Origin of the sequence: Streptomyces sp. NPDC051218 (genome assembly GCF_044455475.1) — a bacterium.
GTDB lineage: Bacteria > Actinomycetota > Actinomycetes > Streptomycetales > Streptomycetaceae > Streptomyces.
In genome coordinates this window covers 88,967-113,852 of sequence record NZ_JBITEU010000016.1, presented here as the reverse complement: position 1 = coordinate 113,852, position 24,886 = coordinate 88,967, and the positions used below count along the sequence as shown (strand labels likewise).

General features: G+C 65.8%; 17 protein-coding genes, 1 tRNA gene and 1 pseudogene. 9 read left to right on the top strand and 10 right to left on the bottom strand.

The window, feature by feature from the left end:
- Positions 1-31: 31 nt before the first annotated feature.
- The 7 genes from ACIBCK_RS36810 to ACIBCK_RS36780 form a co-directional block, all read right to left on the bottom strand.
- Positions 32-499, bottom strand: a complete 468-nt coding sequence (locus tag ACIBCK_RS36810; RefSeq protein WP_399397438.1) for a hypothetical protein — start codon at positions 497-499, stop codon at positions 32-34.
- Between the two features lie 398 nt (positions 500-897).
- The gene (locus ACIBCK_RS36805) at positions 898-1,299 is read right to left on the bottom strand and encodes a hypothetical protein (RefSeq protein ID WP_399397436.1); all 402 of its coding nucleotides are present in this window, start codon (positions 1,297-1,299) and stop codon (positions 898-900) included.
- Between the two features lie 453 nt (positions 1,300-1,752).
- Complete coding sequence (locus ACIBCK_RS36800) at positions 1,753-2,232, bottom strand: ATP-binding protein (protein ID WP_399397434.1); 480 nt, start codon at positions 2,230-2,232, stop codon at positions 1,753-1,755.
- Positions 2,233-3,037: 805 nt separating this feature from the next.
- On the bottom strand, positions 3,038-3,592 hold the full coding sequence (locus ACIBCK_RS36795; RefSeq protein ID WP_399397433.1) for a GNAT family N-acetyltransferase: 555 nt from the start codon (positions 3,590-3,592) through the stop codon (positions 3,038-3,040).
- Between the two features lie 13 nt (positions 3,593-3,605).
- Positions 3,606-5,072, bottom strand: a complete 1,467-nt coding sequence (locus ACIBCK_RS36790; protein ID WP_399397431.1) for an asparagine synthase — start codon at positions 5,070-5,072, stop codon at positions 3,606-3,608.
- Positions 5,073-5,278: 206 nt separating this feature from the next.
- On the bottom strand, positions 5,279-5,461 hold the full coding sequence (locus ACIBCK_RS36785; protein ID WP_399397430.1) for a hypothetical protein: 183 nt from the start codon (positions 5,459-5,461) through the stop codon (positions 5,279-5,281).
- 260 nt (positions 5,462-5,721) lie between these two features.
- A complete protein-coding gene (locus ACIBCK_RS36780) occupies positions 5,722-6,093 on the bottom strand; it encodes a hypothetical protein (RefSeq protein ID WP_399397428.1) in 372 nt (123 codons plus the stop codon).
- Positions 6,094-6,253: 160 nt separating this feature from the next.
- On the opposite strand from ACIBCK_RS36780, the gene ACIBCK_RS36775 reads away from it, so the two are divergent.
- On the top strand, positions 6,254-7,603 hold the full coding sequence (locus tag ACIBCK_RS36775) for a hypothetical protein (RefSeq protein WP_399397426.1): 1,350 nt from the start codon (positions 6,254-6,256) through the stop codon (positions 7,601-7,603).
- A gap of 549 nt (positions 7,604-8,152) precedes the next feature.
- On the opposite strand, the gene ACIBCK_RS36770 is transcribed toward ACIBCK_RS36775, so the two are convergent.
- Positions 8,153-9,934 carry a DUF6119 family protein gene (locus ACIBCK_RS36770; protein WP_399397424.1) on the bottom strand — a complete coding sequence of 594 codons (1,782 nt, stop codon included), beginning with the start codon at positions 9,932-9,934 and terminating at the stop codon, positions 8,153-8,155.
- 706 nt (positions 9,935-10,640) lie between these two features.
- Between ACIBCK_RS36770 and ACIBCK_RS36765 the strand changes: the two genes are divergently transcribed.
- From ACIBCK_RS36765 to ACIBCK_RS36745, 5 genes are all read left to right on the top strand, one after another.
- Positions 10,641-12,401: an N-6 DNA methylase gene (locus tag ACIBCK_RS36765; RefSeq protein WP_399397422.1), complete on the top strand. Its 1,761-nt coding sequence runs from the start codon at positions 10,641-10,643 to the stop codon at positions 12,399-12,401.
- 23 nt (positions 12,402-12,424) lie between these two features.
- A complete protein-coding gene (locus ACIBCK_RS36760) occupies positions 12,425-14,380 on the top strand; it encodes an N-6 DNA methylase (protein WP_399397518.1) in 1,956 nt (651 codons plus the stop codon).
- Entirely contained in the window at positions 14,377-15,642 is a 1,266-nt protein-coding gene (locus tag ACIBCK_RS36755; protein WP_399397420.1) for a restriction endonuclease subunit S, read from the top strand. The genes ACIBCK_RS36760 and ACIBCK_RS36755 overlap by 4 nt, the downstream gene beginning before the upstream one ends.
- Positions 15,639-18,788 (top strand): type I restriction endonuclease subunit R, encoded by a 3,150-nt coding sequence (locus ACIBCK_RS36750; RefSeq protein WP_399397418.1) that lies wholly within the window; start codon positions 15,639-15,641, stop codon positions 18,786-18,788. The genes ACIBCK_RS36755 and ACIBCK_RS36750 overlap by 4 nt, the downstream gene beginning before the upstream one ends.
- Positions 18,789-18,861: 73 nt before the next feature.
- On the top strand, positions 18,862-20,463 hold the full coding sequence (locus ACIBCK_RS36745; RefSeq protein ID WP_399397416.1) for a protein kinase: 1,602 nt from the start codon (positions 18,862-18,864) through the stop codon (positions 20,461-20,463).
- Between the two features lie 181 nt (positions 20,464-20,644).
- Here the strand turns inward: ACIBCK_RS36745 and ACIBCK_RS36740 are convergent.
- A pseudogene (locus ACIBCK_RS36740) lies at positions 20,645-20,788 on the bottom strand (transposase); the annotation flags it as partial.
- 365 nt (positions 20,789-21,153) lie between these two features.
- Here ACIBCK_RS36740 and ACIBCK_RS36735 point away from each other — a divergent pair.
- Positions 21,154-22,206, top strand: a complete 1,053-nt coding sequence (locus ACIBCK_RS36735; protein WP_399397415.1) for a hypothetical protein — start codon at positions 21,154-21,156, stop codon at positions 22,204-22,206.
- A gap of 966 nt (positions 22,207-23,172) precedes the next feature.
- Here ACIBCK_RS36735 and ACIBCK_RS36730 read toward each other — a convergent pair.
- Positions 23,173-23,246: transfer RNA gene (locus ACIBCK_RS36730), tRNA-Pro, on the bottom strand.
- A gap of 108 nt (positions 23,247-23,354) precedes the next feature.
- Between ACIBCK_RS36730 and ACIBCK_RS36725 the strand changes: the two genes are divergently transcribed.
- Both ACIBCK_RS36725 and cobF read left to right on the top strand, forming a co-directional pair.
- Positions 23,355-23,897, top strand: coding sequence for a DUF309 domain-containing protein (locus ACIBCK_RS36725; protein ID WP_399397413.1), 543 nt, complete (start codon positions 23,355-23,357; stop codon positions 23,895-23,897).
- A gap of 185 nt (positions 23,898-24,082) precedes the next feature.
- Positions 24,083-24,862 (top strand): precorrin-6A synthase (deacetylating), encoded by a 780-nt coding sequence (cobF, locus tag ACIBCK_RS36720; protein ID WP_399397411.1) that lies wholly within the window; start codon positions 24,083-24,085, stop codon positions 24,860-24,862.
- Positions 24,863-24,886: the final 24 nt, after the last annotated feature.

The following is a 24,886-nucleotide window of genomic DNA, read 5'->3' as shown; positions in this document are numbered from 1 at the left end:
CGGCGCCCGATACACCCGCCCTGCCAGAGGGTCAGGACACGACCAACGCCTGCGCCTCAGCCACCCGCAACGCCATCTGCGCCCGCGTCTGAAGCCCCGGAATAACCCCCTGCTCGCCCCCGCCGTGCCACTCCACATCCCAGGTGACGGTCACCGAAATCGTGAACGCTTCCTTCGGCTCCCCTGCCGACGACCGCATGTAGGTGTGTCCGCAGTCCGGGGACTCGGAATCGGCCGCGTACTTCGCCGAGTACGCCGTCCCCGCTCCCTCACACACCACCGTCTTGCCGTCACCCATGCGCCACGCCGCGCTCCGCGGTATCGCCGTGGCCGTCACCGACACACCCGGCACCTTCACAGTCTCCGACACCGGCTTCCACATCACCCGGTCCAACCACATCCACGTCGGCACCCGCACCAACTGGGCATACGCCTCATCAGGATTGGTCCGAATCTCCGGGTCAGGCAACACCAACTCCCGCACCGCCTGCTGAGCCACGACAGCAGGCTCCGGACGAGCTCCCCCGCCCTTCTTCCTGGCAGGCGGCTCCTTGTCATCCGGTTCAGCGAAGTTCTGCCCGGGCAGGGGCACACCGCGCGGACCGTACATCTGGCCCGGCCGACGCTTCCACTCACTCGCGCCACTTCCAGAACTCGCACCTCTGCCCGTCGCCGCCGAGCCCCCGGAAGCAGAGCCACCACCCGGGCGCCCCGGATATGGAGGGCGTGCCTTGGACGCCGCACCGACACCACACCTACCGGCATGGCACTTCACGCCCGTGGCAACATCCATGCTGGGGTCCCCATCGGCGCTAGCGCGAGTTGGACCAGTCAGCGCCCCGAGCATTGACGACGCCACAACGAAGGCGGCCGCGGTCTTCGCCAAGAGACGGGGCCTCAGTCCATGCATGATCCCGCCTCCCCCCAGTAGAGCTCGGAGACCATCCACTTCCCGGATTTGAAGGTGACGGTCGCCTCGGTGCGGTAGTGCGCGCCCCCGACGCCGTCAGGGGAACCGGTCGGCCTGACCTGCACCCACTTGGACCCGTCGACACAATCCAACAATTCGAGTTCAGCCTTGCTCGACTTCGCCACCGTCGGCGCGATGCTGGCCGCGCCCCGACTGGTGACCCCCTTCTTGCGTGTCTGCTCCATCATGTAGCGCAGCAGGCTCAGGGCATCGCCCTTGGCATGGTCATTGAGCCGAGGGTGCTTGGGGTCGGACGTACGCGAAGCAGCTGCGGCGTCCTCCCACATCGCCCTGTACGTCGCGATCGCCTTACCCTCCCCTTCGCGCACAGGGGACGGCGACGAGGATGGAGGAGGCGACGTCGTTGCTTTGGCAGCCTGCGAAGCGCTCGCGCCCTTCGGTCCAGGTGAGCCCTCCGCGCACGCGCTCAGACCGAGCGCCAGCCCAACGGCGCAAAGAGCTGTTGCCGCCCCGCGCGTTCTCTTCATTGTTGCCATACGCCCCCGCTCTCACCAGCCATGCATTACACGGTGTGCACGCATGGTCACCAGGTGGTGGACCCGTCATGCCCCAGGATTACGGTGCGTTAAACGCACGGCGGAGGGATCGCTTCCCTTTCACTCTTACGGTGTGGGCCTGGTCAAGGGGAGCCCAGCGTGGTCACCCCAACCAGATTGGGACGACAGCGAGTTCACGGTTTCAACCAACTCGCGGCAAGCCATAGAGGTGCGGCCCCAAGCGAGAGCGGCGAACGTCAACATCACGACGCTCGCCGCTCTCGCTCAGCTATTGCATGAACGCACGTCCACCCAGATGCACTTACCTCCCGAGGTCCGGCGAACGCCCCAGCTGCCCCGGCTGAGGTAGTTCACGATCCCCAAGCCCCGCCCGCGTTCAGACAGTGCCTCGCACAGGGCGTCAAGGCCGCCGCCCCGGTCAACCTCCCGGGGCTCGAACGGTACGGACGAGAGGGCCGAGGTCACCACGGGCATTCGACAACACCCGTCATGCACCTCGCAGAGCAGTTCACGCTCCGTTTGCCTCAAGCTGACCACGTACGGTCCACACGCATGCTCGACAGCGTTGGCCACAAGCTCCGACACCGCAAGCACAGCGTTCTCGGCGACATCTCCCGGCACACCGAGTCTGGCGAACTCGGCACACACAACGGTGCGCGCCTGCCCGACCGGATTCTCAACTCCCGTCCCCCAGCTGTAGAGCTTCCGAGATTCCGGCGCACCGAGCCCCACCCCGGGCTTCATCGCGCACCTCCGCGCTGCGCATGACGACCACTTGGCACGCGGCGGTGACGACCAGCCCCACGGCGAAAGCACACTCGTACGTCCTCCAGCGCACACGCGGCCGAGACAGACAGCGCGCTCAGCAAGAGCGCACCGGAGAGTGGCAGGGACAGAAACATGGCGGCCTCCCGAGGTCGCGGCATTGGACCGCGACCACCACACCGCCCGCTTGGACAAGAGCGGAACGCCCTGCTCCGAAGTGATCGACACTGTCGAAGTCCTCACTGACCAGCTCCGGAGAAGCCCGAAGCTCTCTCCGACTCCGGCGCAGACCCGCGGTTCAGAGCTGGCTCTCACACGGATGCCCGACCTCGTGATCCGGTCGCATCACAACGCTGGCAGGGCGGTACCTGTGCTCGAAAAAGATCCGTAACCAGCGCTAGATCGAGTACATCCATCGCACGACGGGAACGCGACCGGCTGCCAGTGTGTCCGCAATCGTCTAGGGCGGCTCTCGGGGGTATCCGAGGCACGGGCCGCCACCCGGCGGGGTGGAGGCGCGCACCGGCGAGACATCGTTGCCAATTCCGCGGGCAAGCCCGTACCCGTAGTGGGCGCGGTGGTGGTCAGTGCCGCATCCCAGCTCAGCGACGGTCGCGCTGGCCACAGGGCCGAAGATTTCGGCCTCGGGTCCGGGGACGTCGCGTAAGTGCCGGTACAAGGCGGGCTCTTGGCCGATGCGGGCGATGATGAGCTTGCCATGGGCTTTACGCTGAAACGCGGCGTCGTACTCGGTGAACGTACTGGGTGGGCATTTCTGGAAGAGTCAGCTGCAAGTTCCCGTCAGATCGGTCGCGACCGGCAGGTGGCCGATCTCCTCTGCTTTGCGGGCTAGAAGGTAGACGGGGTGGCCGCCTCGCTCGGTCTCGTGAATCAGGTCGAAACCCTGCCGGTCGCGGTAGTAGCGCACGAGCCCCAGGTGTCCACAGCCGCGCCGCACCCAGAGCCTTCCGGTCTGAGCGGCGTGCCCCAGGGCCCACCATGCGATCAGGGTGCCCGGTTGGGCGGCCCGGTGGTCGGGGTGGGTGAACGTGGTGGCCAGGAAGAGCGCCGGATCGGAGCGCTCGGCATCGGTCCAGCCCCACTCGGGTGTCTGGTCGTAGAGGCTGGTGCAGCCGATCAGTTCGCCCTCCGGGGTGATCAGTGCCCAGACTGGGGTGTGGCCATTCCCCGCCTGCGCGGCGATGCGTTCGGCCCGGCCGTCTTCGAGAAGGTCTTCACCGCCGACCTTGCCCGTGCGCACCATCCAGGCAGCGCGGGCGCGGATCAGCTCGGTGTAGGCGGCCCGATCGTGGGCGCTGGCGGGTCGCATCAGGTACATGTCTGCAAGACTCTCAGTGGTGGGCGGCGCGGTAGGCGAGGTCAGCGGCGACGACGTCGGCGAGACGGTCGTCCGTAGCGCGGATGTTGCCGGATTCGATGCGCGTCAGTGCCTGGTTGAGGGCGTCGGCGTCTACGAGCTTGGCGTCGATGAGTGGGGATCCCTCATCGAGCAGGCGCCGCACCTGTGCGGGCAGTGTGGTGCGGATCGCGGTGTTCATGACGTCGGTGAAGTTCTCCGACAGCGGCGGCTCCACCACCAGTTCGGAAAAGCCCAGAGCAGTCAGGCGGTGGCGGTGCAGATTCTTGCGGGAGCGCCAGGTTTGGGGCAGCCATTCGCCGAAGCGGATCATGTCCGGGTCGGTGAAGGGGTGCAGGGGCCAGATCCCGGCATCCAGTAGCAGCGGGGCAGCCGATGCCATTGCGAGCAGGGTCATTTCGTTGACCACGGCGGGTGGGCAGGTGTCTCCGTCCACATCCCTGAGGGCTTCTCGGGCCACTGGGCCCAGCCATTCGGTCATCGCGTGCCCTGGCCCGACGGGCTGGTGCGGAGCTTCCTCAGGGGTCAGGGCGACCATCTCGTCGCCGCCGATCCCGGTCACCACGGTGCGGATGCCGGCGCGGGTCAACTGCTCAACGAGGGCGGCTGTGGCTTCGTGGTAGGGCTCTTCGTAGGGGTATACGTAGCCGCCCGTTGCGCGACGGCCGCCGGGGTGCAGTGGAGGATGGGCAAGGGTGGTGATGTCGGTGCGGAAGCGTCCGGTGCGGATCATCTCGGCCCGGCGTACACGTTGCTGCTTCCCCATCGGGCCCGGCAGCGTCATCGCCGAAGCAGTGATCCTTTCGGGGTGACGCAGGGACAGATGGGTGCCGGTGACGGCCGAGTCGAAGCCGCCTGAGATGTGCGCGCTGGTGGTGTCCGGGTCGTAGAGGTGACGGTCGAGCACCCCGTCGAGCATGGTGCCGTAGGCGGTCAGTACGTCGGCGCTATCCGCGAGGGTGCGGGCCTTGGAGTGCAGTGCCGGGGCAGGCAGCTCGAAGTGGACCGGCCCGTGGCCGTCGTAGTGGGCGGTTGCGCGCTCGGTCAGCCGGTACAGGCCGGTGAAGCAGGTGTGATGGCTATAGCGGAACCACAGGCTGAGCAGGCGTGCAGTCTCGGGGATGTGAAAGTCCACGCGAGGCAGTCGCTTGACGAGGTCCGCAGTGGTCCACGACCCGTGCAGCACACCGTCGTTGGCCGTGAGGTAGAGCGGTGCGGTGCCACGTTCGCTGGCTCGTACGCTGACCGCGCCCTCTGGGGCGAAGTCGATGGCGACGAAGTCCAGAGGCCACGCCAGGAGCTCCGCGCGGAGCTGGCGGAAGGTGGCAGAGGGCAGCTCCACCAGAACGCGTCGGCCCCCGCCCACGCGGTGGGCGTTGCGCTCACGTACATGGATGAGCGCCTGTCCGGTATCGCGGTCGGTGAGGGCGACTGCGTCCACGGCCGGGTGATCAAGGGGGGCCACCCAAGACGAGCCGCGTTCCAGGCGAGTGTTGTTCCACGCCCAGCCACTGGTCCCACGGCGGGCTGGGGCGGGTTCGATGCGGAGCTTAAGCACGAGTCCTCCACGGGGGTGGGGCGCAGGCCCGGCCGGGCGGGATCTGGGCCCGGCCGGGCCTGGCGCGCAGAAGAAGCAGCGGGGGCGGGTCAGACCTTGAGGCTGTCGTACTCGTGGTTGGTGTCCGAGGAGCCCGCTTCCTTCTTGTAGGCAAAGCGGCTTGCCAGGTCAGGCACCTCGAATTGGGCTCGGTCGGTGAACAGTGGGCCCAGTTCGATGTCGCCGAGCGTGGTGGCTTGCAGGCTGGTGGACTGGTCCAGTCGTTGCTTCACAGCGGGTTCCATTCGTCGGTGGTGCTCCGGGGCGGGCGACTCTGCCCGCAAGACCCGTGCTGACCCGCCTCGCAGGGAGAACGTTGGGTGAGCGGGTTTGCCCGGCACGGGAGTTCGAGGAGGGTGCTAGCGGCCGGTGAGGGTGTGGATGAGGAGCGCGCCGAAGGTGATCACGACCAGCGACACGAGCGCCGTGGTGATGACCGTCTCGGTCACCCCGGAGCGCACCGGACGCCGGACCCTGTGACCATGCCTGCGGCTCACCATGACGGCACCATCGCGTTCTTCAGAAGGCGGCACGCCCCAGCCAGGAGGTAGAGCCGGGCGGACGGGTTGGTGAAGGCGCCGGTCTGCTGGTCATGGTGGACCGATCTGGCGTGGCCGATGCTGTCGGCGAGCACGTCGCGAGCGCGTTGCTCGGCAGGGCTGCGGCCGGGCATGCGGCCCAGGTGGTACTCGGCGGGCGGGATCAGCGCGGCCAGGTGGATGGTCAACTCGGCGGCCACGGCGTCGGCGAGGCGGCTGGCCGGGTCGGCGACGGCGAGACCCTCGGCGCGGTGGACGGCATTGTCGACGAGGGCAAGGTCCACAGGGTCGCTGCTCCGGTGGTGGGGGTGCGGGGTGGCGGTCATGGGGGTCACCGTGGGCTCCCTGGCTGGACGTGATGGTTCCGTCTGGTTCCTGACGTACAGCCAACTACCGGTCACGCTGCGCGGGTACCGTGAAGAGAGAGCGCGCACGTAAACGCCGTAAAAGCTGTCGGAACTGTCGGAACTGTCGGGAGAATCACCCATGGCAGGTACACCGCGTACGCCGAACACCAGGCTGGCCACCCTGCTTGACCAGGGACAATGTCAGCGCGAAGAGCTCGCCCGCGCGGTGAACCGCATCGGCAGGCTCGCCGGGATGCCGCTGACCTACAGCGGACAGTCCGTCTCCATGTGGCTTCGCGGGCACCAGCCAAAGCAGCAGGTCAGGGCGCTCGTGGTGGCTGCCCTGTCGGAGAAGATCGGCAGGCCCATCACGCACGAGGAGGCAGGACTGACCCCGGCCACGTCCTCCCTGGGCTCACAACACCGCGACACTGTTGAGGAGTTGATCGACCTGGGAAGGGCGGACATGGATCCCTCTCGACGCGGCGTCCTCGCAGCCGGCGTATTTACCGCAGCGCTGGCCGTGCCCGCCTTCGGCACAGCCACAGCGCGCGCCAGTGAGCCGGTCTCACCAGGCAAGGCCACCACTCGGATCGGCGGCTCGCAGGTCGCCTCGGTGCGGCGCACGACCACCAGGATCGCGGACATCCTGGACGAGGACGGTGCAGGTCACGCGCGGCCCATGGCGGCAGCGTTCCTCGTAAACACCGTGGGTCCGTGGATGAAGGCGCAGGCGTCTGGGGCGGTCTCGGCCGATATGAAGGCGGCAGCCTCGGACCTCACGTATCTGACCGGCTGGATGGCGATGTACGAGAAAGACCACGCCGCCGCCCAGCGCTGGTACCTCAAAGCCCTCTCCCTCGCCGACGAAGCCGGGGACCACGTGACGTACTGCCGCACACTGCGGGGCATGTCATTGCAGATGACGAGCCTCCGCCACGGCCGAAAGGGGCTGGAGTTCGCCGACAGCGCCGCCGAGGCCGCACCGCAGGCCGGCCCCCGCCTAGTAGCGTTCCTCCGGGGCCAGCAGGCGCACGCAGCGTCCATGGTCAAGGACCGCCGACAGGCCCACACGCGGCTGAGCGAGGCCGAGGCCGCACTGTCCAAGGCCGACAACCGGCGCGATGCCGTGGGCGGATACGACCGCACCGCGTGGCTCTTCCACCTCTCGCACGTCTTGTACGAGGAGCGGGACCTGCCCGGCAGCATCAAAGCGCTCCAGGACTCCATCAAGGTGCAGCCCGCACAGGAACGACAGGGCCGCGTGCACTCCTACGCCTTGCTGGCCCAGCGGCAGCTCGCCCACGGGCATCTGGACGCGGCGTGCGCCTCCTGGAATCGATTCCTGGACGAGTACGAACTCGTCTCCTCCGCACGCGGCGACGAGCACTTCGGAACGATGCGCCGGGAGATTCGCGCTCATGTCGGCGCACGGCCGGTGAAGGAGCTGGTGGGACGGGCGCGAGAAGTCGCTGCCGTCAAAGCCTGACGGCGCGAGGGCGCGGAGAAGCTAAGCGGATCAGCCCAGACCGTCCCCTTCTTCCTCTGACAAAGCCCGCCCAAGCGACTCAGCAGAGCGGTGCAGACGAGAACCCGCACCCTTCACATAGCTGTAGCCGCTGTCGTGGGCAGGGCCGCGTCTCAGGGCCCTTATCCCCGTTGGTCGGCAGTCTGCGTGGCACGAGCGTCCGGTTGGGCAGCGAGAAGCCTTGGCGGAGGAATCGCTGTGCACAGGGAACTGCAATCGCCTCGGGCACAAGATCAGCACCGGTTCGGACCGCCGCATTCTCCGCTCCGCAAGGTAGGGATCGAGTGCGCCTTCCGGGCCGGAGCGTTGGCGGCCTGCCCGGTGATCACCTCCACGACGATCTCGCGGACGCCTCGCTGCCGTCCAGTCGGCTGCCTTCCGTGCGCTCTTCCGCGGCCACGAAGTGTCACCTCGATGAGCCTCGCGCAGGCGCACGCGGACGCCCCTATGGGTGATAAATACATGCAGAGTTGCGTCTCCACCGCGGCTGGGGGCGCCTGCTTCTCCAGCTCAGCCCATGGCTGCGTCCGCCGCCCCGGTCTTCGCTGTCCGGGAGAGCGACACGATCTCGAGGCGAGCTCCCATCCCCTGGAGCGCCGTCGCCGTATGCAGGAGAGAGACCTTGGCGAAAGCGAACAACGATTCCGGGGTCAGTTCGGCTCCGTCCTTGAGCAAGATCCCGAACACGAGCGTCGGTGCACTCAACGACCTGTCCAGCGGGTGCCCGGGAGCAAGCTCGTCCACCTTGGAGAGGAAGTCCTTCCGGGCCTCAAGGTCGAAACGAACCGTCTCGATCCCTGTGCGCCCCTGAGCGAAGAGGTGGTTCAGTGGGGCGGTGCTGGACGGTGCCTTCTTCACACAGATGAACTGTCCCTGCGGCCCGAGAGCGTCAGCGATCTCCAGGCCGCCTCCGCGCAGTCGCTCGGTGTGTACGTTGTTCTTGTCGAGCAGCACGTACCCGTCCTGCGCCGCGACCTCCTTGTTGTACCAGTCCTCGTCATGCGCGTTGTGCCTCTTGTGCTTCGCAGGACTCCCGCACTTCTCACCCATCTCGCACATCTCGATGGTCCAGGGCGGCATCGTGACGCTGGCAGGCTGGGCGAGAAGCTCGACGATCCGCTTCTCGACAACAGTGAGGTACTCGGCTCCGATCTCGTACCACTTCCCCTGCCAGTAGAAGAAGTGCGCCACTCCATCGGGCACTTCCGCGGTGAGCCAGTGGTCGACCGGAACCTTGCCGCTGTTCGCTTCGGAGTCATCGGTGCTGGCGAACATCTGAATACGACCCTCGCGGAGCGCGCGGAGGCGGCCTCCCTCCGGGCGGTGCTGAACAGTGGCGACGAACTGGTCGACGTCAAGCTCGGCGTACTGCCCGGCATGGCCGGCGAGCGTCACCTTGAAGGACTCGGCGAACTCGAAACGCTCCCTGCAGACGCTGGGCACGGCGAGAGCCATGCGGCTGGTCTGCCCCTCGCCGAGCATGGCATCAAGGCGCGCGTCAAGGTTCTGCGCCTGCTCGCTCTTCGGGCTGAGCGGCCGGACCTGGGCGATGAACTCGAACTCGGGCAGCGGATTGGGACGGGCGCACACCTCCTCGATCCGCTGGAGGTCGTGGAGCAGGGCAGCGGGCGAACTCCCGAGATGTATCTTGACCGACCGGTCGTTACCGGTGACGTGGGCCGGCCGCTTGTTGCCTTTGGCGAAGGTGAGAGGGACGTTGTCGATCTGCCCGGATATCTGGCTGACGATCTCGCCGAACTGCTCGATGCCGAAGCCCCGGATGTGCTCACCGCTGGTGGCGGAGTTCTCGTCAGTCCGACCTCGGGCGTCCATGACCTGGCGGCGGACCTTGGTGATGCGGTCCTCCTTCAGACAGCGGACGGCGAACTCGATGCCGAATCCGGGGTCGATCCGGACCGGGTCGATCATCAGGTGGCCCATGCCGTAGGTGAGGCCGTAGACCGCCTTCTCGGTGCGGACCAGGAAGAGGGCGAGCGAGGTCCGGTTCTCCTCTGCAACAGGGTGCCCCGTCAGGATGCTGAGCGGGTCGCACCAGTCGGCCCGCCCTGGGGTGATCGTGCCGGTGACAAGCAGGCCGTCGAGGCCGTCCTTGTTGACCGAACGGCTCGTAAAGCCTTCGCGGTCCAGGTAGCGGGGCAGCACGAAGGCGCTCAGCTCCTCGTCCCAGGTAGATCCTTTGGCGCGAAGCCGGTGGAGCGAGGTCTTCCGGGTGGTCGGCGACTTCTTCGCCCGGTGGGGGCGGGGGCCGGTGCTGGGGGTTTCGATCGTCACGGGTGTCCTCTTCGATGTGTGTGGCCTGGAGACGGTCCGGTGCACGTACAGCTGGTCCGGCCGATCGGAACGACGCGATAGCGCGTGGTTTACGCCGGCGGTTCGGTTGTGCCCTCCGAACCGCCGGCTCACGGTTCCGCTCGGTCAGTGACGGCGGGTCGGCTTCTGGGGCGCACCGTGAGTACGCCGGGCCGGGGTTGCGGTCAGGTGCCAGCCGTGGCACCGGGGACAGAGGTAGGAGCGGATCGGCTCCTTCCCTCTGGCTCGGCCGTGAGCGCGGATCCTGGAGAGCGTGAGGTCGGCCGCGATGCGGTCGACGAACCAGGTCTTGCCACAGGAGGTCTGCCGCTTGCGGCAGGGGCGGAGCGCCCGCTGAATCGTGCGGGCCTTGCGCTGGTGGTGCACCGGGGTCCCCCGTTTCCGAGATGAGGTGTGTGCTCGATCTTGTGGAGCGTCGGTTCCTTGAGCGGGCTGGGGCGTCCGGCTCTGCGGAGCCGTGGGGCGCCTGGAACGACGCGGGACTTGATGGCATGCGAGGTGCAGTCGGCGAACCAAGAGCTCCCGCCGGAAGGAACCGTAGCGGCGCCAGAGACCGCACGCAAGATGTTGACGTCAGGCATCGATGTTCACAGATGACCGTTGACTTAATACGGGCATGTTCACAAACGCTTGCCTGGGGAGAGATCTGACCGATATGGTCACCGTCATGAGTTCAGCCGAGCACGAGGAGATGACGGCCGCCGCAATCGCCAGGCTGGCCGGCGTCGGACGTGCCGCCGTGTCCAACTGGCGCCGTCGGTACCCCGCGTTCCCGCAGCCGGTAGGTGGTGACCAGCGCAGTCCGACGTTCTCTCGGGCCGAGGTCGAGGCATGGCTGAAGGACACCGGTAAGGGCGATCAGCTATCGACGGCTGGCCGCACTGATACCGGCACTCACCGTGTAGAGCAGGAAGCGCCGCACTCTGCCCTACACGGCGACCGCCTACCGGAGGAACAACGGGAGCATGGAGTCGCGAACCTAGGGTTCGCACAGCTGCTGGCCAGGGCGATGGTGGCCCTATTGCCACGCACCACAGCCGTGGGGCGACCGATTGAAGCGGGTTTCACGGAGGAACCGGCAGTACTCGACCCAGCTTGTTCCAAGGCCACGTTGCTGATGGCCGTCGCGGATCGATTCGGGGATGCCGTCAAGCTCGTTGGCCAGGAAGTCGAGGAGTTGGACGCCTCGGCCGCCGCCCACAATCTACGCAGCAACGCCCACGGGGCACCGTACGAGATCCACACCGGTGACTCCTTCCTGGACAATCAGCTCGACGCCTACCTAGGTAAAGCGGCGGCCGTGGTCTGCGAGCCTCCTCTCGACCTGCCCCGTTGGCCCGCCGACGAGCTGGGCACCGATCCGCGCTGGGTATTCGGCGTCCCTGCTCCACGTGACAGCGAGCTGGCCTGGGTCCAGCATTGCTACGCCCATCTACGGCCCCGCGGCCTGGCTGTGATCGCGGTGCCACCCCGTACGGGTGTCCAGCCCTCCGGAGAACACATCCGCGCCGAACTGGTACGTTCCGGGGCCCTGCGCGACGTGATCACGCTGCCGAAGGGAATGGGATCGGCGACTGACACCGAGTTCTGTCTCTGGGTGCTGCAACGCCCCTACGATGCTGTCGCCACGGAGACGGTGCGCATGGTCGACCTCGCAGGACTGGGCGATCCGGCCGACGTGCCCCAGGAGTTCGCTGCGTGGGAACGCCTCTTCGCAGATGCCCACTCGACAATATTCCGCGCCGTTCCCCGCCGAGAACTCCTCAACGGCGATGCCAACCTTCTGCCCTCCCGGCACATCAACTCGCATACCGAGGCGAGTCCCGAGGACTTCCTCCAGGTCACCGACCGACTGCAGGACATGTACATGCGCATCGGCCAAGGCCTTCCGCGCTTCGCCACGTCGCCGAAGCCGGCACACCACGTGTACGTGACCTTTGGCGAGCTGGAACGTGCGGGTGCATTGAAAATCCGCTCCCGCGAGACCACCCCACGCGCAGGCGACCTGCTACTTCGGACTCTCGGCCGCCCGCCGGTCGTTGCTACCGGCAGCGCCGAGGATGACATCGGCATCGCACAGGTAATCGAGATCGACGGCACCCGGCTGGACTCACATTTCCTCGCCACTTTCCTGCGCATCGACGCCAACGCGCTGCCGGTATCCAACACCCTCGGCGTACTCAGCCGCGAGGACCTGCGCCGCTGCCGCGTTCCCCGCATGCCCCTCCCTGATCAACGCCGTTACGGAGATGCGTTCCGCCACCTCCAGCAGCTCGAGGACGTACTCACCACGCTCGCGAGAACGAGCACGCACGTCATCAAGCAGACCATCCACGGACTGACCACCGGTGTTCTGGCACCGGAGTTCACCACCTCGCAGCACACTGATGAAGCCGAGCCGGCTGACGACGAGACGAGAGATCTGTGACCTCAGCACCCACGCACACCAAGATGGCGAACGACATCTGGTCGGTTGCCGACTTGCTGCGCGGCGACTACAAGCGCCATGAGTACGGGCAGGTGATCCTGCCGTTCACCTTGCTGCGTCGTCTCGATGCAGTAATGGCGCCGACCCGCGACGCGGTACGCGCGCGCAACGCGTCGCTGGAGGTCCAGAACAAGGACCGGCTGCTGGAGCTCGCCGCCAAGCTGTCCTTCTACAACACCTCCGATCAGGACTTCGCCTCGATCGCCTCGGACGCCCCGAACGTCGCGAAGAACCTCCGCGACTACATCAACGGCTTCTCCCCCAACGTCCGGAAGATCCTGTCCCGCTTCGACCTAGACAACGAGATCACCAAGCTCGCGGGCGCGAAGATTCTTTACAAGGTCGTCGGCAAGTTCAATACGATGCATGACCTCGACAAGCTCTCCAACCACGACATGGGTTACGTCTTCGAGCACCTGATCCGCAAATTCGCCGAAGACTCCAACGAGACCGCCGGTGAGCACTTCACCCCTCGCGAAGTCATCAAGCTGATGGTCAATCTGCTCATCGCCCCGGACGCCGAGACCATCGCCGGCGAGGGCCAGGTCATCAACATCCTCGACCCCGCCTGCGGAACCGGCGGCATGCTTACCGCGGCCGAGGACCACATCAAGTCGATTAACCCGAAGGCCAAGGTCTACCTCTTCGGGCAGGAACTCAACGCAGAGTCCTGGGCCATCTGCCAGTCGGACATGCTCATGCGCAACCAGCCCGGCCGCATCCACTTCGGGAACTCTTTCAGCGACGACGGCTACCCGGACCAGAAGTTCGACTACATGCTGGCCAACCCACCGTTCGGCGTGGAGTGGAAGAAGGTCAAGGACGAGGTCGAGGCCGAGACTGAGATCGGCCACGCCGGCCGCTTCGGCGCGGGCACACCCCGCATCAACGATGGATCGTTCCTCTTCCTCCAGCACCTGCTCTCGAAGATGGAACCCGTTGAGGGCAAGGGGGCCCGCTTGGGCATCGTCTTCAACGGCTCGCCGCTCTTCACCGGCGCGGCCGAGTCCGGCGAGTCGAAGATCCGGCAGTGGATCCTGGAAAACGACTGGCTGGAGGGCATCGTCGCCCTCCCGGACCAGCTCTTCTACAACACCGGTATCTCCACGTACTTCTGGATCCTCTCCAACCGCAAGCCCGAGGCGCTGCGCGGCAAGGTGGCCCTGCTCGATGCCCGCGACCAGTGGGAGAAGATGCGCAAATCCTTCGGTGACAAGCGCAAGCAGATCAACGACGAGCAGATCAAGCACATCACCGAGCTGTACGTCGACGCACTCGCCGGCGCGGTCAACGAGAACCACCCGGACCACGCCAAGGTCAAGGTCTTCAAGACCCGCGACTTCGGCTACCACCGCATCACCGTCGAACGCCCTCTGAAGCTGCGCTTCGAGATCACCGAGGACTCCCTCGCCGCGCTGGAGAACGCGAAGGCACTCACCAAGTGGGACGGCCGTAAGGCCCTGGTCGAAGCATTGCGCGGGCTGACAGGCTCGGTGTGGTGGACAAAGCAGGACGCGCGAGACGCCCTTCACGCAGCCGTCGCGGCATACGGCGCGCAGTGGCCTGGTTCGGCAGCGCTCCTCAAGGGCGTCTGGGGCGCGGTCTCCGTCGCCGACCCCGAAGGCGAGGTCCAGAAGACCAAGAAGGCCGGCATCGAGACGATCCTCCCGGACCCTGATCTGCGCGACTACGAGAACATTCCGCTGGACGAGGACATCGAGACCTACTTCACCCGCGAAGTCACCCCGCACGTCCCGGACGCCTGGATCGACCACGAGAAGACGAAGATCGGCTACGAGATCCCCTTCACTCGGCACTTCTACGTGTACACGCCGCCACGGCCACTGGCGGACATCGACGAAGAATTGCGCGAGCTTGAGGTGCAGATCCAGAAGCTGCTGGGCGAGGTGTCGGCGTGACTTCGAAGACTGGGTGGCGTGATACCCGACTCAAGAATCTCTTCACCTCTGTCCGCAATGGCACTTGGGGTGATGATCCCGATGGTCAAAGCGATGTTTTTTGCGCCCGGGGAACCGATTTTGATCGCACGACCAGTCGAATCATTTCCGCAAAGATGCCACGCAGAAGCGTCGCGCCTAGCGTCCGTCGAGACCACGAGCTATCGCGCGGAGACTTGGTGATCGAAAAATCTGGGGGCAGCGCAGATCAACCAGTCGGCAGTGTCGCTCTCTTTGATCTCGATGTTCCCACGGTTTGCTCGAACTTCAATGCCCGGATGAAGGTTACGGCGTCCGTTGACTCTCGATTCGCCTGCTACCTATTGAATGGCCTCTACTGGTCAGGATTCACACGACAGTTTATCAAGCAGACAACAGGGATCCAGAACCTCGACGCTGAGGCCCTCCTGGCCGAACATTGCGCCATTCCACCCCTCGATGAGCAGCGCCGCATCTCCGACTTCCTCGACGTCGAAACATCCCGGATTGACCAGATCGTTGAGCGGCGTCGCACTCAAATCAATCGCCTCAACACTCGCGAACCCTCGCTACTCGATGCTTCATACCGAGCAGATGGAAGTAGCTTCGTTCGCCTTAAGCATCTAGCTTCTCGAATTACCAGCGGGCCGCGCGGATGGGGTGATTTGATCGCGGACGAAGGGACCCCATTCTTGCGAATCTTGAATATTCCACGCAGAGGAGTAAAGCTAGATACTTCTAACATGGCTCGCGTCACGGCCCCTCGTGGTCCTGAACGCGAACGAACCAGAACGAAGCCTGGGGACATTCTGGTAAGCATCACCGCAGACATCGGGTCAGTTGCTATCGTTGACGGCATCGCAGTAAACGGAAACGTTAGTCAGCATATCGCCCTTGTACGCCCGACCTTGTCTATTTGCGATCCCGAATGGCTTGCTTACGCTATTAAGTCGCCCGCAGCAAAGGGGCAGTTGACTGGGAACAGTTATGGCGGGACCAAGGTCGGCCTCGGCCTTGGCGATATCGCAGATTTGCACCTTTCCGTACCACCACTGCCCGTACAGCGGACTATTGCTCGGCACATCAGCCAGGAAACAGCAGTAATTGAGGCGATCAGGAGTGCAATCGAGGGCCAGGACGCCCTCCTCACCAAACGTCGCCAGGCTCTGATCATCGCCGCCGTCACCGGACAGTTCGATGTCACGACCGCCAGCCGTTCGTCCCAGTCCGGAGGCATCGTATGAGCATCCGCGGAGCCCACTCCGAAGACGCATTTGAGTCCAGCGTCGAAGCCGAGCTGCTCGCGCGCGGCTGGTCCCGCGCCCAAGGCACATTCAATGTCGAGCTCGGTATCGACGCTGGCGAGATGTACCGCTTCATCGACGCGACGCAGCAGAAGGCCTGGGACCGACTCATCGGTTTCTATGGCGGCGACCAGAACACCGCCAAGCGCCAGTTCGCGGAACGCGTCGCAGCCGAGGTCGATGCACGCGGCGTGCTGGATGTTCTGCGCCAGGGCGTGCGCGACCGAGGCGTACAGATCGACCTGGTGTACTTCCGCCCCGGCCACACCCTGGCCGTGGACGCACTCGCCGAGTACAACGCGAACGTGCTGACCCTGGCCCGTCAGCTGCACTACAGCACCCGTCACCCCCGCCGCTCACTCGACGTGGCGCTCTTCGTCAACGGTCTGCCGGTCGCCACGGTCGAGTTGAAGAACCCGAACACCCACCAGAACGCCGACCACGCCGTCGCGCAGTACCGTCGCGACCGCGACCCGAACGACGTGTTCTTTGCCAAACGGGCCTTGGTCCACTTCGCCGTTGACCCCGACCGGGCCTTCATCACCACGCGGCTACACGGTGCCGATACGGAATTCCTGCCGTTTAACCTCGGCTCCAAGGGCCCCGGCGTGTCCGGCGGGGCTGGGAACCCGGCCGCCGCCCCCGGCTCGTACAGCGTCGCCTATCTGTGGGAGCAGATCTGGCAGCGCGACAACTGGCTGGAGATCTTGCACCGTTTCATCCACGTCAAGGCCCCGGACAAGAGGGGTGCGAAGGAGAACCCGCACACCTCACCCCGCATCTTCCCGCGCTACCACCAGTGGGACGCCGTACAGAAGATGGTCACCCACGCGCGGGAACACGGGGCCGGGCACAATTACCTGGTCCAGCACTCGGCCGGCTCCGGCAAGTCAAACACGATTGCCTGGTTGGCGCATCGCCTCTCCACCCTATTCGACGCCGCCAACCAGCCAGTTTTCAACAAGATCATAGTGATCACGGACCGGGTGGTCCTCGACCGGCAACTTCAGAAGACCATCTTCCAGTTCGACCACACCCCGGGCGTCGTCAAAAAGATCGACGAGGACTCGACCCAGCTCGCCAACTCCCTGGACGACTCCACCTCGAAGATCGTCATCAGCACCCTGCAGATGTACCCGTTCGTGCTGAAGAAGATCGCCGACATGGGCCTGTCCGGCAAGCGCTACGCGGTCATCATCGACGAGGCGCACTCCTCACAGGGCAGTGAATCGGCGATCAAGATCAAGCAGGCGCTCGGTTCGAATGTTCCGGCTCGCGAGGAGCACGAGGACCCCGTGGAGTACATGACACGGGTACGCGGCAAGCAGCCAAACCTGTCCTACTTCGCCTTCACCGCCACCCCGAAGTCGCCCACCCTGAAGCTGTTCGGCACCTTCGACCCGGACCGGGTGAACCAGCGCACCGGCGAGCAGGGCATGTACGTGCCCTTTCACATCTATTCGATGCGACAGGCGATCGACGAGGGCTACATCCTCGACGTGCTCGCCAACTACATCACCTACAACACCAAGTGGCGGCTGCGTAACGCCGCCGTCGACCAAGCGGAGTCGGCCATCTCCAACCCCGACGTCGACGAGAAGAAGGCCAAAACCAAACTCGTCCGTTACGCCGAGCAGCACCCCAAGTCCTTGGAGCAGAAGGCGCGGCTGATCGTCGACGACTTCCGGGAGAACATCACCGGCCGGCTCGGAGGCCGAGCCAAGGCCATGGTCGTCACCAGCAGCCGTCAGCACGCACTGGACCTTTACCAAGCGATCCGCGCGTACGTCACGCTGCGCGGGTACAACGACTGTGGCGCGCTCGTCGCATTCTCCGGGCAGCTTAAGGACGACGCCGGCCTGGAGTTCACCGAGGCCCAGCTCAACGGTTTCCCTGAGGGCCAGTTGCCGGACAGGTTCGGTTACACCAAGGCCGACGATCCACAGGCGGTCGCCCGCGCCCAGGAGGAGTACCGGCTGCTGGTCGTCGCGGAGAAGTACCAGACTGGCTTCGACCAGCCGTTGCTGTGCGGGATGTACGTCGACAAGCCGCTGACCGGTGTCGCGGCTGTGCAGACGCTGTCTCGGCTCAACCGCATCCACCCGCTCAAGTCGCAAGACGACGTGCATATTCTCGACTTCGTCAACGAGGCTTCCGACATCCAGGCCGCCTTCGAGGACTGGTTCGAGACGACCATCACCGAGCCGAGCGACCCCAACCTCCTCTACACCAAGCAGCACGAGGTAATGGGATACGGCCTCCTGGCGGCATCGGAGATGGAGGCCTTCATCCGCGTCCTGTCCGCAGCCGGTCCCGGCCGGATGCCGGACGCCGCTGAGCGGAAGCTGCACGCCGAGCTCCACGAGTACCTCAAGCCAGCCCTCGACCGCTTCGATGCTCTGGAAACAGACGACGAACGGGAAGACTTCCGGGGCGCGCTGCAGGACTACGTACGCGCCTACAGCCTCATCGCCCAAATCGTCGACTGGGGTGACCGGGACCTGGAACGCCTCTACCAGTACGGCAGGATCCTGCTAATCCGTCTGCCCGGGCGCCCTTCCACCTCGGTCGACATAGGGGACGCGGACCTGAGTCACTTCCGCCTTGAGTTCACCGGACGGCACAACGTGTCGCTGTCCGCCGTCGGTGACCGCGATGTCCGGGGGCACGCCGCCGACGGCGGGGGCTACCGGGAGCCGGAGGTGAAGCCGCTCTCCGAGATCATCGAAGAGCTCAACGACCGATTCGGACTCGACCTCAGCACCTCCGACCAGATCCTCGTCTACCAGCAGGTCGTTGGCCTGGTCGAGGACACCGCGATGCAGCAGGTTGCGCTCATGAACGACGAGGCCCGCTTCGGACAAGTTGCCGACGACCGGCTCGACGACATCGTCGCGGAGAACGCCGAGCGCAACACCGACTTCATGAAGCTGTACTTCGACAACAACGAGTTCCAGAAAGCGATCAAGGAAGCAGCCCGCAAGCGCGCCTACCGCATCATCACCGAACCAGCGCGGGACGAAGCCCTGGCGAAGCTGCGCAGTGAAATGCGCCGGGAAACCGGAGGCCAGGCGATCGAGCAGTAAGCGCTGCAAGTGACAAGCAGTGGGGCGGGCGGAGCCGTACGCTCTGTAGATCTCGGGGTAGGAGTGGTGGGGCGTGACGGACAGTACGGAACAATCGGCCGAGAGACCGCTGCTCGCAGGGCGCTACCGGGTGGACGGTTCGATCGGCCGCGGCGGCATGAGCGAGGTGTTCCACGGCTACGACGAGCGTCTGGACCGACGCGTCGCGATCAAGGTGCTTCGCCCCTCGTCGACCTCCGCGATCCCGGCTTTGCCTGACAGTCCTGAGGCGGCGGAGATCCTCGACGGTCTGGAGCGCGATCGCAAGCGGTTCCTACGCGAGATCCGTACCACCGCACAGCTAGAGCATCCTGGGATCCCTGCGGTTTATGACACGGGTGTCGAGACCGCTCCCGATGGCAGCGCGCAGCTCTGGCTCGTCATGCAGCTGCTGCGCGGCTCGACGCTGGAGGCGGTTCTCGACCGTTCGGATTACGCCGACGCGGCGCCGACCGTGGCTTGGGCGGCGTCGATCGCGGCGCAGATTGCGGCGGTACTGGCCGACGTGCACCGCGTCGACATCGTCCACCGCGACATCAAGCCCTCCAACGTGATACTCGTCAATGGCGGCCTGGTAAAGGTCCTCGACTTCGGCATCGCCATCCTGCGCGGCGCGGGCGCGCTGCCGCGTCTGACCCAGATCGACAAGACCGTCGGAACCCCGCCCTACATGTCTCCGGAGCAGTGTCTCGGCAAGGCGGTGACTGTCGCCTCGGACATCTACTCGCTCGGCTGCCTGCTCTGCGAGTTACTGACTGGCGACGTGCCCTTCCACGGGACCGACAGCATGCCGCTGCGGGCCCACCATCTGCAGACACCTGCCCCCTCTGCCCAAGGCCGACGAGCAGACGTCCCAGTCGCTCTTGACGCGCTGCTGGCGTCGATGCTCGCGAAGGACCCGCAGGAGAGGCCATCGGCAGAGGCCGTCTACGAGGCCCTTCTGCCCCTGGCATCGGCCCCGAGCGATCCGACTACGAGCGGCGACGAGAGCCGAGACCCGACGCGCCCCTTCCGCCGTCCCCTCCTGGCCCCGGCTAAGCAGCGGGAGCAGCCCACCGTCCGAGGTAGGCTCACCGATGGTGAGGCCGAAGAGCTGCAGGCCAACGTTCGGGTACTGCTGGACAACGATCATCCCTCCGAGGCCATCCGACTTCTTGAGGACGGTGTTGCCCGCGCTGCCCACGACCCGTTCCTGGACCTGCGCCTGCGCCACTTCCTCGCCGCCGCACATTTCTACGCCGGCGAGTACACCCGCGCCGCCTCGCTCTTCCAAGTCGTCGGCCGCGACTACCACAAGCATCTACCTTCAACCGATTCGTACGTACTTGACTGCGCCTACCACGCGGGCCACGCGTACGCAGAGATCGGCAAGCCGGACAAGGCACTGCCCCAACTCCGCTTCTACGTACAGAACGCCGACTCCTCGGCAAGCCGCGACACCGCAGACCAAATCCGCGAGTCGCGCTTCGTCATCGCCCAGATGCTCGCCGCCTCCGGACATCAAGACGAAGCACTGGCGGAGCTCGAAGCGGTCCGCCCTCTCTTGGTCGCCACCTTCGGATCCGACTCAACCCAGGTACGCAACCTCGACAAGCAGATCAACCGCCTGATGGGGCGCGTTAAAGGAGAAGACTGAGCGGCGACCGCCTCAGATCCGTCCGACGACACCTCCAGGGGCAATACGTTCCCTCTGCCCCTCGTCCACAGCTCTGCGCCTGCCGAAACTGTCGTCCATGCAACTTAGGAGCACCTTCGGCGATGGGGGAGGGTGAGTGCTTGTGTTGCTTCGTCTCACATACCTGACCGGCACCAACCTATTCGGTGCGGCGGCGTCGTTCGATAAGCCAGCGCGGGAAGTAACTGCCCCGGCTCAGCTTGGGGATGGCCATTTCGACGGTTCTAGCGCAGGTGTCCCACTCGCGCGGGCACCAGCCGGTGCGGGGATTGACGCGTTCGTCGCTGGTTCACCACTTCAAAGATCAGCCGGTGGCCATTCAACTATGCGGGCATAGTCGCAATGCCGGAGCAAACCCCTGGATCAGGTCGAACCCGTACACCACTTCCCTGGACGCAGCCCTCGGCAAGCATGGTCATCGAGCGGAGCCAGACGGCCGGGCGCCAGAGTGAGCGAAGGGCCTCGAAAAAGGTCTCGGTTGCGGTGTGTAGGACGGGTGATGGGCAGGGGGGGCACGATGGCCTCTCGCGTCGGTGTCTGGGCGTGTGCTTGTAACCGAAGCGTCTCAACGGCGCACCTGTGTAAACGGGTTGTGGTCGGCCAGCAAACAGCACAGGGCCGCCCCAAGCCTAGCGATGTGTAGGGGGACGCATGACCCGAGGTGATATGGCGGCGCTCGCCATCACTGCCTGGACGATGTCGCTTTGGGCACTGATGATGACGGCGACGTCTCAGCGGCGGGGCAGACGGACGCTACTCGAACGTGTGGTGTGGCACTGGGCGTTGAAGCGCGCAGTCGAGCGACGGACTGATCTGGAGTCGAAGATCAGCTCGAGCAACTTGGCCACGTTGCCGGAGCCAGCCCTGAACTACATGCAGCGTGACGACGTGCTCTTCCAGGCATCATCAAGGGCTTCTGCGGTCAAGATCATCAGTACTTCCATGCTGTCCTTCAACGCCGGCGGAGCGCTCTCGCTCTCCCTCATGGCCAGTGCTTGGTCCTCGTGGCGTGTGCCTCTAGCGGGCGTGGCCCTGCTAGTGCCAGCGCTGCTCACGATCGGACTAAACCTCTTGGCCATGGGCCCTGGGATGCAGCGTTGGACGACCGAGGTCGTGACCGCCGCCGCGCGTCGGTCCTACGAGGCACTACTGGTGCCGTTCGAGGCGTCTGGACGGGAGCCGTCGGGCAAGGAACCCTTTCATTCCCCCCACATCTCAGCCGTACATGCTCTGGAGGACCTCGCTCGCGCCCTGGAGAAATACGCCGTCAAACGGGCCCTTCCTGACGGGAGGAACCCCATGCCTCAGGTCGTGCGGCATTATGCGGCCGCCGCAACGCACGTACGCACGCTGCGTGACGCAATTGAACTTGACCGGACGGACGACGGCCGGCAGCAGGCAATCGGTGAAGTAGGACGGCTGCTGACGGTCTTGGCGGGGCCGAACCTCCGGGATCTCGTATCCGTCGTTGGTGACGACGAGAACCTTCTCAGCGAGCATCGTGCGCGTACGGCGTGGCGGCGTCAGACCCTAGCGCTTACGGTCTTCACGCTAGTGCTTGGCGGTATTGTCGCCGCTCTTGCCCTGTCGTCGTCCGGGCTCGGCGTTGCGGTCGCCACGGTTGCCGCCGCCTTCGTAGTGGCAACGTGGGCCAAGAACTTCGGGCTCTCCTCCACCCAAAGTGATGGCGGCGCCAGTAGTTGAACTGTTCAGAAGTCAGGCCCGCGCCCAGAACGCCCACCCACTCGCCTGCCGCACCGCCGTGGTGGAGGCACGAGGACCAAGAGACTTGTTGCTAGCGGCGATACGTCGTGAGGCTTACCGAAGGGTTTGCCTTCAACAGACCACAGGAGCCCAGACAGCCCCAGATTGAGGCAGGGCCCGCGCGGCTATCCGCGGGCTTACCTCTTCCCAGCCGCGGTGCCCGGCCGCCGCTCGACCGGTGCCTCAGTACGCGACCAGGGCGGCTGTGTCATTCCCGCTGGCCCTCAGTTCGACAGCGGGCCCTCTCCCGTCGAGCGAGCCCTACGTTAAGAAGGCTGCAGTGAAAGCAGCACCACCGTATGTACAGCAGCTGCCATCCTGGTTCTCTGGCACCTCACGAGCCGAAGACCCTCAGCGGTCGCCGTCTTCCTCAAGTATGGCGAGTACGACCCAGGCTCCTCGGCGCGTGGGCCCGGCCACGCCGGGAGAGACACACACCCGCCCGGAGTATCAGTATCTCTATACGGCGCCCTACAGACGCCAGCATCCACTTGCGCCGTGACAAGGGGACCTACAGGAGCAGGCGTGCCCAGCCACCACCCCGTCCGACCTGCACCGCATCTCGCCACCGCGTTCAACCTCTGGATGACGTGTGCACCGAGACAGGGAGCCCCCGCAGACATGGGGTCGGTGAAAACCGTCAAGGGGTCCAGTGGGAGCACGGCCCCATGACGAGTATTCGGACAAGGGGGCGAACAATGCGACCCCTTGTCTCGTCCACCAGGCCGGGCAGCGGAGATGCTCCCTGGGAGCGACCGGATCGGTGACCGTCCGTCGACCGCCGGTTGACGTCGCTCCCAGACTCCCGCTCCCTGGGAGCACAGGGAGCGGCTCCCCGCTCCCAGAATTGCTCCCAAACACGAAGTAGGGGCCATCCGAAGATGGCCCCTACCTGCGACGTTTCCGTCGGGACGACAGGATTTGAACCTGCGACCCCTTGACCCCCAGTCAAGTGCGCTACCAAGCTGCGCCACGTCCCGGTGCGCGTGTCCCGCGGTGTTCTGCGTGATCGCGCAGACAGAACTTTACCCCACGTTCGGTAGTGGTCCTCGCCCCCCGCCGGACGCCTGGCGAGGGACAATCGCCGTATGAGCACCGCACCTCGACCCGATGACCGTGATGACCGTGGCCGTGACCGTGACACCGAAGGGCGGGCCCGTAACGCGCGGCCGCGTGACGGTCTCGGGCGGCCTTTGCCGTACGGCACCGAAGGCGTGGAACGGCAGCCCGAAGGGGTCACGCGTACCCCCGAGGAGACCGTCACTCAGGCGCAGGCGCTGCTCGACGCCGGTCGCCCCTTCCACGCGCACGAGGTCTTCGAGGATGCCTGGAAGTCGGGGCCCGAGGACGAGCGTGACCTGTGGAAGGGGCTCGCGCAGCTGGCCGTTGGGCTGACCCACTCCGCCCGCGGCAACCTCACGGGCGGGGCGCGGCTGCTGCTCAGGGGGGCGGGCGCGATCGGCGCGGCGAAGCGGGAGGAGCGGCCGTACGGGATCGACGTGGACGGACTTGTGTCGTGGGCACAGCAGTTGGCGGAGTCCCTGGTAGAGGGGACCCCGGAAGAGGCGGACGGGCGGACGGTGGACGCGGCCGAGCACGCACCACGGCTGCGCGGCGCCGACGGCGTCTGACGCGGTGGAGCGTGGTGGGCCCTGGTCGCGCCGACATGACCGACCGCTCCGATCGGCGGGGCACGGCCGGTCGCGCGTGACGCCGCAAGGCCGGACCTCACAGCCGCCCCGGGCACAACAGCACCGCCCACGCGGCGGCGCGACCCGCCCACCCCCGTGACCCGTCCGTACGGCAGACTCTCGGCGTGCGAAAGATTCATGTCATCGGCATCGGCGCGGGCGACCCCGACCAGTTGACCCTGCAAGCCGTCAAGGCTCTGAAGAGCACCGACGTGTTCTTCATCCTCGACAAGGGCGGGGAGAAGGACGACCTGGTCCAGCTGCGGCGTGATCTCCTCGACGCGCACCGCGCCGACGGCGCCTACCGGGTGGTCGAGGCACGGGACCCCGCGCGCGACCGCAAGGCGGGCGGCGCTGACTACTCCCCCGCCGTCGGGGACTGGCGCAGCCGCCGTGCGGACATCTACGCGCGGCTGATCGCCGATGAGCTGGGAGCGGATCAGTGCGGCGCGTTCCTGGTGTGGGGCGACCCCGCGCTGTACGACAGCACGCTCGGGATCCTGGAGGAGGTCCTCGACCGGGGCGAGCTGACCTTCTCGTACGACGTCGTGCCGGGTATCAGCAGTGTCTCCTCGCTCGCCGCCAGGCACCGCACCGGCCTGAACCGCGTCGCGCGCCCCGTGCAGATCACCACCGGGCGCCGTCTCGCCGACGGCGGCTTCCCCGAGGGTGTCGATGATGTCGTGGTCATGCTCGATGCCCAGCAGGCGTTCCGGCAGTACCAAGGGGCGGAGGGCAGTGACATGTACATCTACTGGGGTGCCTACATCGGGACCGCCGACGAGATCCTCGTCTCCGGTCCGCTCGACGAAGCCGGTCCCCGCATCGAGACCCTCCGGGCCGAGGCGCGTGAGCGCAAGGGGTGGATCATGGACACTTATCTGCTGCGCCGCAACCTGGACTGAGCGAACGGGCGCGCGGCCCGCAGG

Coding starts and splice junctions, on each gene's coding strand:
- ACIBCK_RS36800 (WP_399397434.1), bottom strand. CDS start 2,232: ATGAAGCCCGGGGTGGGGCTCGGTGCGCCGGAATCTCGGAAGCTCTAC.
- ACIBCK_RS36795 (WP_399397433.1), bottom strand. CDS start 3,592: ATGTACCTGATGCGACCCGCCAGCGCCCACGATCGGGCCGCCTACACC.
- ACIBCK_RS36780 (WP_399397428.1), bottom strand. CDS start 6,093: ATGACCGCCACCCCGCACCCCCACCACCGGAGCAGCGACCCTGTGGAC.
- ACIBCK_RS36775 (WP_399397426.1), top strand. CDS start 6,254: ATGGCAGGTACACCGCGTACGCCGAACACCAGGCTGGCCACCCTGCTT.
- ACIBCK_RS36765 (WP_399397422.1), top strand. CDS start 10,641: ATGAGTTCAGCCGAGCACGAGGAGATGACGGCCGCCGCAATCGCCAGG.
- ACIBCK_RS36760 (WP_399397518.1), top strand. CDS start 12,425: ATGGCGAACGACATCTGGTCGGTTGCCGACTTGCTGCGCGGCGACTAC.
- ACIBCK_RS36750 (WP_399397418.1), top strand. CDS start 15,639: ATGAGCATCCGCGGAGCCCACTCCGAAGACGCATTTGAGTCCAGCGTC.
- ACIBCK_RS36735 (WP_399397415.1), top strand. CDS start 21,154: ATGACCCGAGGTGATATGGCGGCGCTCGCCATCACTGCCTGGACGATG.
- ACIBCK_RS36725 (WP_399397413.1), top strand. CDS start 23,355: ATGAGCACCGCACCTCGACCCGATGACCGTGATGACCGTGGCCGTGAC.